Below are 11,508 nucleotides of genomic sequence, written 5' to 3'. Positions count from 1 at the left end.
CTTTTGAATGCATTATTACCGCTATTTGATTTTACTTGCTTTGCACCTGCTTATCTATCCCTGTCTGGCCGGTACGCTGATTCCTAAAACTGCGCGCTGGAAGTTTAAGGCAGATGGGACTGATCAGGGAATGGCATGGTCTGCTGCCTCCTTTAATGACAGTGTATTGGCATCTGGTAAGGCAGAGCTGGGGTTTGGAGACAGTCCGACGACTACTTTGCAAGCCGGTTACATCACTTCCTATTTCAGGAAAAGTTTCAACATCGTGAATCCATCCCGCTTTAGTCACTTTACGGTTAACCTTCGCCGTGATGATGGAATCATCGTTTACGTAAATGGCATAGAAGTTTACCGGAATAATATGCCGGGTGGCACAGTGGATTATATAACTCCCGCTTCATCGGTTTGTTCCGACGATGGGAGCACCGTTTTCACTTTCAACCTTCCAACCTCCTCCTTTGTAGCAGGAAATAATGTCATTGCAGCTGAAGTGCATAATGTTACCGCTTCAAATGTTGATTTGACTTTTGAATTGGAATTGATCTCTAATCCAAAACTTGTTCCGGTGATTACAAGAGGTCCATACCTGCAATCGGTCAATTCGGGAAGTGCAGTTGTGAGGTGGAGGACAGATATTCCCTCCAACTCAAAAGTAAGATGGGGCAAAACCTTGTCCTATGGCAAGAATTTGACAGATACTAATTTGGTGACAGAACACCAGCTCCAATTGAATAACCTTACTGCTGACACAAAGTATTTTTATACGATAGGTACAAACACGCGATTACTACAAGGCGACTCATCTAATTTTTTGAGAACCGCTCCTCTTATCACTACCGTGAAAAAAGTTCGCATCTGGGCACTTGGTGATTTTGGAAATGGATCTGCTGATCAACAAACAGTTTTAAATTCGTACCTGAATTATCTGGGTCCGGAAAAGAATGATATGTGGATCTGGCTTGGTGACAATGCCTATGAGAATGGTACCGATTCAGAATACCAGAACTATGTTTTCAATGTATATGGAAATCTTTTCAAATCCTGGAATTTTATCCTGCACTTGGAAATCACGACTATGGTCAGGTTGGTTATCTCTCTTCAGCCGCCCTCGGAACAAATTTCCCTTATTTCAATATGTTCACCTTACCGGCTTCAGCGCAAAGTGGAGGTGTAGCATCAGGGACAGAGAAATATTATTCCTATAATTGGTCGAACATTCACTTTATTGCACTGGATAGTTATGGCGCCTTGAATCATATCGGCAGTGATATGTATAACTGGTTGCAGAATGATCTGGCTTCAAATACCCAACGATGGACCATTGTGTATTTTCACCATCCCCCCTATAGTAAAGGGACACATAATTCCGATACAGAAATTGAGATGGTAGATATGCGTCAAAATATAGTTCCTCTTTTGGAAACGTATGGTGTGGATCTGGTCTTGACCGGACATTCGCACACGTATGAACGCAGTTATTTTATGCATGGACATTATGGTAATGAAAGCAGTTTTAATTCTTCGATGATTGTTCAATCCGGTGATGGTATTTCATCTCCTTATTTGAAGGATTCCTTACACAACGGGACTATATATGCAGTTTGTGGTGTGGGTGGCAAGAATTCAACTTCAACAACAAGTGGCTATCCTCATAATGCGAAAATTAGTTCATTTGCAGGATTCGGTGGTTCTCTGGCGATTGAAATATTTGGTGATACAATGAACTATAAATTTCTGAAGATGGATGGGTCCATCCCTGATCAGTTTACAATGATAAAAGGCGCTACTCCTCGTTTTTCTTCGATTGAAGTAGACAAAAAGGAACTCGTTATTTATCCCAACCCATCCGGAAATAGTATTCATGTGTTTTCTGAAAAATCCGGGCAGGCGGAGCTGAGAATATTTAATAGTTCCGGAGAGTTGATATTGACGGAATTGATTTTTGAAGATAAAATCATCGACGTATCTGATTTTACAGCGGGGGTATATATGGTTATAGTGAACGGTAATGGAAAATCTGTTTCACAGAAATTGGTGATTAATAAGTAATCTGTTTAGAAACAAGCGGTTAATAAGTCTGTTTTTAAATGGAAAAATTCTGTTTCATTTTCAAAGAAGAACCATCGTATCTTTGTAACTCAGAAAAAACCATGAAAAAATTACTCTCCAGTTTAACACTGGTCTTGGCGTTCATCATCGCATCCTGTCAGCAACCGGCCGGAAATACCAATCCTGTTCATCAAACCATTCCTGTTGAACAATTTGAAAAACTGATTGCAGAAAAATCGAATGCGCAAATACTGGATGTCCGTACTCCCGCTGAATTCAATTCCGGACATATTACCGGTGCCGTCAATCTGGATATTTACGACAAAGGATTTAAAGAGGCACTCAGTAAGCTGGACAAAGCAAGACCGGTGATGGTGTATTGTAAATCAGGAGGCAGAAGCGGTGAAGCAGCTACAATGATGAAAGAAATGGGATTTACAGAGGTATATAATATGCAGGGTGGAATGCTCGCATGGTCCAATGCAGGAATGCCGGTGGATAACAGTGGCGTCTCTCCGAAAAGTAGTGGTTTGACGCAGGAAGATTATCAGAAGCAAGTCAGTGCAAATCCCTTAGTGCTCGTGGATTTTAATGCTACCTGGTGTATGCCCTGTAAAAAATTAGCACCAATTTTGGATGAGTTGGTGAAGAAGGAAGCCGGAAAATTGACATTACTGAAAATTGATGCGGATGCCAACCCTGAACTCATGCAGGCAAAGCAAATTCAGGGAATTCCTTATCTCGAATTGTATAAAGACGGGAAAATGATCTGGAGCAATATGGGAATGACCGATGAGGCGACTATTGCAGCTCAGTTGAAATAAAAGATTTAGTTTAATAGAAAAGGCGGATCTGATGCAGGTCCGCCTTTTTTAGTTGTGGATTTATGATTTCGCTTTCCCTATTCCCAACATAGCTGCGGCAATGCCTGCCATAATAGCGCCCATAATGGTTGTTACCAGTGCATCAACACAAAGATACATCCCGTCATTCATATTCATGAAGGCATAGTAAAACAGATCAATGCTGACAGCGATTAACAACGAAATTAAAAATCCGGATGAGAATCCTGAACCAAAAGATTGAATACCTCCCCATCTGTTGAAGATATGTGCATACAGAATCCCCCATGCCGTATTGCTGAGAAAAATCGCCCATAATACAGGAGGTTCTTTCATTAAACCTTCGTATTTGATAGTGTGTTCAGCCGTGAAATCAGCGAGTAACATACCATACACTACCCATCCCAAAAGGAATCCGGTTATTCCCGATACTAATCCGGCTAGAAGTACTTTTGTGCTCATGATATATGTTTTTAGGTTAATGGATTAAAAGTATATCAGGAAGAATATAGAGAACACCTTTTAAAACTTTTAAATGATAGCTTTTCTTAGTATTATCCTCTTTTCAGAAAATTGGATTGATGTAATTGAATGTGATGGGGGAACGAATAATTGGTAGACTTGAATTTGGTTATACCGGAAAAGGTATTGCTGTATGTTATTTTTTAATACAGTTTGCGCAATCACTCGTTTTTCAATTCGTTGATATTTTTCTCCATTTGTTTTAAGTATCTTCCATAAAAAATACGGAACAACAATCGGGTAATAATAAAACAAAGAGGTGTCAGAAATGCAATAGATAGTGCATATGCTATTACTATATAAGGTAGTGACATGAATTGCTCAACCGGAAGTCCCGACCCGACCCAACCTCCCAACAGAAAACCGCTTGTTAGGGCAATAGGATAAGTAAATACTCCTGTTAATTCACTGACTCTGATCCATTTTTTTATGGTAGTATAACTAACAGATAGTGTCCCCAATAAATTGGATTCCGTGACGAGGTGTTCAGGTATGGAGCGATATATTTTATAGGTATCATACAACGACCAACAGTTAAATAGTATCAATATCGACAATCCAATTTGAGAGGGCCATAAGGGGTATTCGATAATGACATAGAGATAAGCAAAACTACTCACCACTGCTGTAGGCATGAAGTAGAGCAGGTTCTTCTTGATTTTTTTCAAAGGATAATCATGTCCTCCTTTTTTCCAACGGGAATTTTTAAGAAGTTCCGTAATCTCCCCGGAGGTATTTTCATTCTGCTTCCAGAGGTCTTCGAGGTTCATGGCTTACTTTAGTTTTTGTGAGAGTTCACTTTTTATCCGATGCAATTTCACACCAACATTGTTCGCTTTAATACCGGTGATGTCTGCAATTTCACTATTGCCATAACCATCCAGATGCAATGAAATGATCGCGCGATCGGTTTCTGAAAGCTGACGTATGGCTTTGTATAAATATTCACTTTGCAGGCGGTTGCTGGCAGATTCATCTACGATAGGATGATCATAAGTGGATGGATCTTTATAGTCCACCAGGTTTTTCTTTCTCTTTATACTAAATATGGTATTCAAGGCAAGCCGGTACAACCAGGTACTGAATTTTGCATCACCACGAAAGCTATCGATCCCTTTCCATGCCTGATAGATGACCTCCTGACAAAGATCTTTCAGGTCTTCCGGATCACTGGCATATAGTCCTGCCAGCTTACGGATCAACCCCTGATTTGATTTTATCTGCTGTATAAATTCAGCTTCTTTCAAATTTTTGTTTTACTGATTTCAGAGCACAAACATGATGAAAAATCCTGTTACAGTAAGTCCAACAATTAACAGTAACCAAAGTTTCTGAAAAAGTGGACGTTCTTGCCATTTCTTCTCCTGATCGAAGGGGTCGAAGGCCAAAGAGATCCCTAAATTGGTGGTGGCGGAATCTACATCGTTTCTAAGGAAAAGATAATAGAGCGACAATAACACAAATGCAATGTGCAGGTAGCGGGAATAATTCCGGAAGGTGGAGATGGTTTCCATATGCTGAGTTTCACCATTAGAAGTGGATCGCTATTCATTTATTACACCTCCCGGAAAATATTTTTAGGAAAAACATTTAAATCACTGAATATAAATGAATTATTCTACAACTTTAACCCAGGGAGCATGAAATAATTTCCCGTTTTCTTCCCATTCCAATACATAGAAACCGGCATTTTCTATCGCACTGATATTGAAACAAGGCCACTCCGAAATGGAAAGGGATCGAATAATTCTTCCTGAAAGGTCGAGTACTCTGGCGGCAGCAATCGGTTTGTTTTCAGCGATGCAAATTCGTTCAGATGCAGGATTTGGATATAGCGTTAAGCCATTACCGTTACCCATCTCCGCAATTCCCTGCAAGGAGAGCTGAGCTTTGATGGGCACAGATACATTGGCGAGTAATCCTGTTCCCTGTGCGGTAAAATTCAGAATGCCGTTAAATGATCCGGGAGGCGCCATGGCCAGTTCAATTTCAATAGCCCGTGCTTCACCGGCAGGAATAGTAGCATTTGATCCGGTATTATTGAAAAAGTAAAATCCCGGCGTCGGGCTCAATGATAAACCCGAAATTGTAAGGGGCATATTCCCATCATTCGCAATCCAGAAAGTATAATAGTTAGCTCCCACCGCATTTACCAGCCCAAAGTCAATGGTGTCTTCCGGAAAATCAGTAGATGCGGCCTGGTTGCCTACTGAAGTATTGCTGAAAGATGTAATACGTTCGGCGAATTGCGGATAGTCAACAAAAGGATTTCTGTTTAGCTGTAAAGTGGCGATGTCATTGCAACGTTTTACCTCGATGCTGTCGGGAGGAAACTGCTGATGCCATTGCCGGAGAATGCCTTCCTGACTGGTCATGAAGTTGCTGTAATTCTGATAACGTGTGACGAAGTAAAGCATCGCCCTGGCGGCTTGCCCTTTGTGAGCATCACGCGGTTCAAACGTACTGTTGTTTCCCTTGCTTCCGCCCTGCTGCCAGGAAGGATTACTCACTGTTCCAAAAGGCAAACTGCCCCTTGCATTGTTGGCCAGATCATCCGTTGGATACAAATGAAAGAGATCAGCACGCATCGGCTCCAGGGAATTGAAAAAATTCTGGGGAAAAATGTGTTCGGTATTGAAAGAATAGTTGGTCTGGCAATCGGTGCGATCAAAGTATCCGACAGCATTTCTTCCGGTGTAAACACATTCGATGGTATTCTGAGCAGCCCCCTGACCGTTTACTTTTTTATTGTCGTAAATCATGAACATCGCATCGCGGGCTGTATTATAACCGGCGTTAAAATAATTCCTTCCGGTGATGGCTTTGAGCGTGTCTTTTAAAATTTCCTCCGCCAGATTCTGCGAGTTGTTATAATAGCTGTTACTGTATCGTCCCTGTCCCAGCAAATCTACACGCAGCGCTCCTCTATGGCTATCGTTTAAAATAAAAAGTTCGGTATTGTGATATACATTATGCCGCGGACTAAACTTTATCCAGATGGTCTGACTTCCTCCAGCAGAAATTGTAAAACTTCCGGCCGATGCACTGAAAGCCGTTGAACCGTAAATATCATAAAAGCGGTAACCCGTTACTGTTATATCAAAGGAGGTACTGTTGGTAATCGTCACTTGCTGACTATCAGGACTCGTTTCCGTCACCACACCAAAATTTAGCTGTGATGGAGAAACAGTAAAAGTCTGCGCGGTCAGTAGGGTCGATAGAAGTAAGAAGGCAAGATGCAGTACGGGTGTGAATGCTTTCATGTATTGCCAAAGGTAAGTATATTCAATATGACTAAAACTATTTTTATTAATGAAAGAATACGGTCAACTAAGCTTCTCACTTGAATACCATTAATTTAATGTCACCAAGCTAAAGTTGTCCGTAATTAAGTCCTTCATTACAAATCCTTAGTGATCTATGTGGCCTTAGTGCCTATGTGGTTACCCCTGATGGTTTCTATCGGAAGTAAAAGTTTATTTTATTAAGTGGTTACAGGTGAACGTAGAAAACCGATGAAACTCCGTGTACCGTGTAGAGTAGGGTTTTTAGTTTTAAAATTACTATGCAATCGTACTTCCTTCCTTTGTCGCCCTTGCAGGTTGAACAAAGACCAACTTCCCGTCCGCATCTTCCGCCATTAATATCATACCGTTGGATTCAATCCCTTTTATTTTACGAGGTGCCAGATTCGCGAGTAAGGTGACTTGCTTTCCGATAATTTCTTCCGGACTAAAATGCAAGGCAATACCGGAAACCACGGTGCGTTGATCGATGCCGGTGTCGAGGGTTAACTTTCAGCAGCTTGTCGGCCTTCTCCACTTTTTCCGCAGCGATGATAGTCGCCACCCTTAAGTCCATCTTACTGAAATCATCGTAAGTGGTCACTTCTTTGATCGGAGATATTGATTTTTCCGGAGTAGTTTCTGCAGAGACAGGTAAATTATTTTCTTTGCTGGCTTCCAATTTCTTCAGTTGTTGTTGTATGGCTTCGTCTTCTATTTTCTCGTATAACAGCCAGGCCTCACCGAGAATATGCCCTGCGGCTAATGTCGTATGTTGAAACGCATCTTCCCAGCTACGCGTTGGAATGTTCAGCATCTTGCGCAGCTTCCCGGCAGTGAAGGGCAGAAAGGGTTCGCAGAGATAAGCCAACGCAGTTGTTATTTCCAGCGCAACATTTAAAACCGTCCCTACATAAACAGGATTGGTTTTATAATGCTTCCAGGGTTCTGTATCGGCCAAATATTTGTTGCCTGCTCTCGCCAGATCCATCATATGCGATAGCGCTTCACGGAACCGGTATTTTTCAATGCTGTCTCTTACTAATTTGGGAGCAGCAGCCAATGCCTCCAAACAAACTTTCTCCGCTTCCAGCAATTCTCCTCTTGCCGGCACCTTACTTTCAAAATATTTAGAAGTAAGAACGAGTGTGCGGTTCACAAAATTACCGAGTACAGCCACCAGTTCATTGTTGTTCCGGTCCTGAAAATCTTTCCAGGTAAAATCATTGTCCTTGGTTTCGGGAGCGGTAGCGCAAAGTGCATAGCGCAATACGTCCTGCTTATTAGGGAAATCTTCGAGATACTCATGCAGCCAAACCGCCCAATTGCGGGAAGTGGAGATTTTATCTCCTTCCAGATTGAGGAATTCATTGGCGGGAACATTCTCCGGTAACACGTAATCACCATGCGCTTTCAGCATCGCAGGAAAGATAATGCAGTGAAATACGATGTTATCCTTGCCGATGAAATGAATCAGTTTGGTGTCTTTGTCTTTCCAGTATTGTTCCCAATTACTAGTGAGTGCTTTCGTGGCGGAGATGTATCCGATAGGAGCGTCAAACCAAACGTACAATACTTTTCCTTCATTGCCGGGTAACGGAACCGGAACACCCCAGTCGAGGTCGCGGGTGACGGCACGGGGCTGCAAACCCTGATCCAGCCAGCTCTTGCACTGCCCGAACACATTCTTCTTCCAGCTATCTTCCTTGCTCAGTATCCATTCCTGCAGCCATTCTTCCTGCATCTTGTCGAGGGGAAGATACCAATGCTTCGTGTTTCGTAACACCGGTGCCTTACCGCTGAGTTGGGAATGCGGGTTAATCAACTCCCGCGGACTCAGCGAACTGCCGCATTTCTCGCATTGGTCGCCATAGGCATTCGGGTTCCCGCATTTCGGACATGTGCCGGTGATGTAACGGTCGGCGAGAAACATATTGGCTTCCTCATCAAAATACTGTTCACTTTCCTCTTCCGCGAAAACACCTTTTTCATACAGGGTCTTAAAAAACCGGATGCTGTTTCATGATGCACGGGATCGGAAGTACGGTGATAGATATCGAAGGAAATGCCAAACTCCTTAAAGCTATCGCGCATCATGGCGTGGTACTTATCCACCACCTGCTGGGGAGTTATACCTTCTTTTCGCGCCCTCAAAGTGATCGGCACCCCATGCTCATCGGATCCGCAAATGAATTTCACATCACGACCCATCAGCCGCTGATACCGCACAAAAATATCCGACGGGAGGTAACAGCCGGCAATATGACCGATATGTAAGGGACCGTTAGCGTAAGGCAGAGCGGCAGTGACGAGGTAACGCATAAAGAAATTTCTTTTATCCTGATAATTTTCGATGCAAAGTTAGTCTATTTGATAATGATGTAATTTGAAGATGGGTCAATTTGAAGATTTGAAAATTTGATCGCGAAGCCTCCTGATGGGATGATTTGATGAACCGTAGTGACAGGTCGCGACCTGTCATTGTTTTGGTCGCGACCCGTTATCGTTTTGTCCCAATGTAGCCGCGTTACATGTAACGCGGCACGTTACCACGGTACGACCCCCGTCATTTGACCCAGGAACGTTGACCCAATTTCGTATAATGTCGTAGTGACAGGTCACGACCCTTCACCATTTTGTCCATCGGGCCGTTGACACGAATGGACGGTGACAATTAAAGGTGGTGCGTGAAATAATCGTAGTGACAGGTCGCGACCTGTCACCAACATGGCACGACCTGTCACTACTACGATTATCTTTGCGAGCATATGAACCACCCCCTCCATTTAACCCCCGGAAGTATCATCAGTATCACCGCCCCTGCCCGTAAAGTGACACGTGAAGAAATGGCGCCCGGCATATCGTTGCTGGAGTCGTGGGGATATAAGGTAAAGTTGTCAACTAATTTATTTGGGGAGTTTAACCAGTATTCAGGGACAGATGAGGAAAGAGTCGCCGACTTTCAGGCAGCGCTCGATGATCCGGAATCAGATGCCATTATCGTTGCCAGGGGTGGATATGGCTGCGTGCGGATCATTGACAGACTGGATTTTTCGGCATTTACCCGGCGCCCAAAACTTATTATCGGATTCAGCGATGTAACCGTTTTTCACAACCATGTACATACCCATTGCGGAGTACCGACACTGCATGCGCCCATGATTTTTAGTATGCAACCTGAAAAATCTACCCCCGAAGCATTGGAAAGCATGCGAAAAGTATTGAAGGGAGAAAATGTACAGTATAACGTTACCGCACATCCGCTGAACAGAAAGGGAAATGCGGAAGGTATTCTGGTAGGAGGCAATCTTTCCCTGCTTTATGCGCTCTCCGGAAGCAGTTCCGATATTGATACTAACGGAAAAATTCTCTTTATCGAAGACCTCGACGAGTATCTCTACCATATTGACCGGATGATGATGCAACTAAAACGTTCCGGCAAGTTGTCGGGATTGAAAGGATTAATTGTGGGCGGTATGAGTGATATGCGCGATAATGCTGTTCCGTTTGGTAAAACAGCAGAAGAAATTATCGAAGAGGCAGTAAGGGAGTATGACTATCCGGTTTGTATGAATTTTCCGGCAGGACATGTTCAAAATAATCAACCCCTGATGATGGGTGCTGAAGTAAGTATGAACGTTGAGGATAGTGCTTCAATTAGAATTCTTCATAAGCAATGAGAACTATTCATTTCCAAACAATATAATCTATTGAACACGGATCTCGTCACATGCTGCGCCGAGACAAGTTGGATTTGACGGATTTTCGCTGATTTGTTTCTCGTCATATTATCCGCGCAAATCTGTCAAATCCGTTTAATCTGCGTTCCTGATAGTCTGGAATTTATCGATATGTTATAGTGTTTAGAACACGGATCTCGTCACATGCTGCGCCGAGACAAGTCGGATAGAGCGGATTTTCGCTGATTTGTTTCTCGTCATATTATCCGCGCAAATCTGTCAAATCCGTTTAATCTGCGTTCCTGATAGTCTATAATTTATCGAAAAGATATAGTGCTGAGAACACGGATCTCGTCACATGCTGCGCCGAGACAAGTCGGATAGAGCGGATTTTCGCTGATGTATTTTAAGAATTTAATTATATTTGCCCTATCAATTTTTCAAAACTCATTTTAATAAAATCTATTTATGTCCGACATCGACAAAATCGGCCCGCGTGGGGAAGCCATTGCACTTCGTTACCTCGAACAAATTGGCTATAAAATTTTAGCCCGGAATTTCCGCTATCAAAAAGGTGAAATTGATATCATCGCTACCGACGACACCTTCCTGATTATTGTGGAAGTGAAAAGCAGAAGCTATCCCAACTATGGCGCTCCTGAATCCTCCATCGGTCCAACAAAGACCGAACTGCTGGCCCTGGCTGCCGGATTTTATCAGGAATTGCATGATATCCGGCTGGAAATTCGCTTTGATGTGGTTTCAATCATCTTTCGAAAAGGAAAAAAGGCCGAACTGACACATATTCGTGAAGCTTTTCATGGCTAGGGTTAGGTCCGATGAAATTTCAGAAATCAGGAGGACGTATTTTCCGCATAAGACCTGTAGGGGCGACACCTCATGAAATTTCAGAAATCAGGAAGATGGTCTTTCCTGCATGAGACTTGCTAGGGCGACACCTCATGAAATTTCAAAAATCAGGACGATGGTCTTTCCTGCATGAGCCTTGCTGGGGCGGCACCTCATGAAATTTCAAAAATCAGGAAGACGTATTTTCCGTATAAGCCCTGTAGGGGCGACACCTCTGTAACCCGGGGATCATCTTACCCCACTAACCCGCCTGCCCCGACC

General features: G+C 43.0%; 10 protein-coding genes and 1 pseudogene. 5 read left to right on the top strand and 6 right to left on the bottom strand.

Annotated elements, in window-relative coordinates; genetic code table 11:
- Window positions 1-7 precede the first annotated feature (7 nt).
- The 3 genes from IPJ86_04995 to IPJ86_04985 all read left to right on the top strand — a co-directional run bounded on the left by IPJ86_04995 (window position 8) and on the right by IPJ86_04985 (window position 2,873).
- On the top strand, window positions 8-1,174 hold the full coding sequence (locus tag IPJ86_04995) for a fibronectin type III domain-containing protein (protein ID MBK7886669.1): 1,167 nt from the start codon (window positions 8-10) through the stop codon (window positions 1,172-1,174).
- On the top strand, window positions 1,135-2,049 hold the full coding sequence (locus tag IPJ86_04990) for a T9SS type A sorting domain-containing protein (GenBank protein ID MBK7886668.1): 915 nt from the start codon (window positions 1,135-1,137) through the stop codon (window positions 2,047-2,049). Before IPJ86_04995 ends, IPJ86_04990 begins: the two co-directional genes overlap by 40 nt.
- A gap of 101 nt (window positions 2,050-2,150) precedes the next feature.
- Entirely contained in the window at window positions 2,151-2,873 is a 723-nt protein-coding gene (locus IPJ86_04985) for a thioredoxin (protein MBK7886667.1), read from the top strand.
- A 60-nt stretch (window positions 2,874-2,933) separates the two neighbouring features.
- On the opposite strand, the gene IPJ86_04980 is transcribed toward IPJ86_04985, so the two are convergent.
- The 6 genes and pseudogenes from IPJ86_04980 to metG form a co-directional block, all read right to left on the bottom strand.
- Window positions 2,934-3,353 (bottom strand): hypothetical protein, encoded by a 420-nt coding sequence (locus IPJ86_04980; protein ID MBK7886666.1) that lies wholly within the window; start codon window positions 3,351-3,353, stop codon window positions 2,934-2,936.
- Between the two features lie 221 nt (window positions 3,354-3,574).
- Window positions 3,575-4,183, bottom strand: coding sequence for a hypothetical protein (locus IPJ86_04975; protein MBK7886665.1), 609 nt, complete (start codon window positions 4,181-4,183; stop codon window positions 3,575-3,577).
- Window positions 4,184-4,186: 3 nt separating this feature from the next.
- Window positions 4,187-4,660 (bottom strand): sigma-70 family RNA polymerase sigma factor, encoded by a 474-nt coding sequence (locus tag IPJ86_04970; protein MBK7886664.1) that lies wholly within the window; start codon window positions 4,658-4,660, stop codon window positions 4,187-4,189.
- An 18-nt stretch (window positions 4,661-4,678) separates the two neighbouring features.
- Complete coding sequence (locus tag IPJ86_04965; GenBank protein ID MBK7886663.1) at window positions 4,679-4,927, bottom strand: hypothetical protein; 249 nt, start codon at window positions 4,925-4,927, stop codon at window positions 4,679-4,681.
- Between the two features lie 99 nt (window positions 4,928-5,026).
- A complete protein-coding gene (locus tag IPJ86_04960; protein MBK7886662.1) occupies window positions 5,027-6,676 on the bottom strand; it encodes an endonuclease in 1,650 nt (549 codons plus the stop codon).
- 300 nt (window positions 6,677-6,976) lie between these two features.
- A pseudogene (gene metG, locus IPJ86_04955) lies at window positions 6,977-9,019 on the bottom strand (methionine--tRNA ligase).
- A 446-nt stretch (window positions 9,020-9,465) separates the two neighbouring features.
- On the opposite strand from metG, the gene IPJ86_04950 reads away from it, so the two are divergent.
- A complete protein-coding gene (locus IPJ86_04950; GenBank protein ID MBK7886661.1) occupies window positions 9,466-10,377 on the top strand; it encodes an LD-carboxypeptidase in 912 nt (303 codons plus the stop codon).
- A 468-nt stretch (window positions 10,378-10,845) separates the two neighbouring features.
- Window positions 10,846-11,205, top strand: a complete 360-nt coding sequence (locus IPJ86_04945; protein MBK7886660.1) for a YraN family protein — start codon at window positions 10,846-10,848, stop codon at window positions 11,203-11,205.
- Window positions 11,206-11,508 lie beyond the last annotated feature (303 nt).

It is taken from the genome of Bacteroidota bacterium (genome assembly GCA_016713925.1).
Taxonomy (GTDB): domain Bacteria; phylum Bacteroidota; class Bacteroidia; order AKYH767-A; family OLB10; genus JAJTFW01.
Note: the sequence above shows the minus strand (reverse complement) of the source record. Positions and strands in the feature narration are given on the sequence as shown.

Bases quoted from the DNA above. Each gene is read 5' to 3' on its own strand.
- IPJ86_04945 (MBK7886660.1), top strand. From the start codon at position 10,846: ATGTCCGACATCGACAAAATCGGCCCGCGTGGGGAAGCCATTGCACTT.
- IPJ86_04990 (MBK7886668.1), top strand. From the start codon at position 1,135: ATGTTCACCTTACCGGCTTCAGCGCAAAGTGGAGGTGTAGCATCAGGG.
- IPJ86_04965 (MBK7886663.1), bottom strand. From the start codon at position 4,927: ATGGAAACCATCTCCACCTTCCGGAATTATTCCCGCTACCTGCACATT.
- IPJ86_04995 (MBK7886669.1), top strand. From the start codon at position 8: ATGCATTATTACCGCTATTTGATTTTACTTGCTTTGCACCTGCTTATC.
- IPJ86_04975 (MBK7886665.1), bottom strand. From the start codon at position 4,183: ATGAACCTCGAAGACCTCTGGAAGCAGAATGAAAATACCTCCGGGGAG.
- IPJ86_04950 (MBK7886661.1), top strand. From the start codon at position 9,466: ATGAACCACCCCCTCCATTTAACCCCCGGAAGTATCATCAGTATCACC.
- IPJ86_04985 (MBK7886667.1), top strand. From the start codon at position 2,151: ATGAAAAAATTACTCTCCAGTTTAACACTGGTCTTGGCGTTCATCATC.
- IPJ86_04980 (MBK7886666.1), bottom strand. From the start codon at position 3,353: ATGAGCACAAAAGTACTTCTAGCCGGATTAGTATCGGGAATAACCGGA.
- IPJ86_04960 (MBK7886662.1), bottom strand. From the start codon at position 6,676: ATGAAAGCATTCACACCCGTACTGCATCTTGCCTTCTTACTTCTATCG.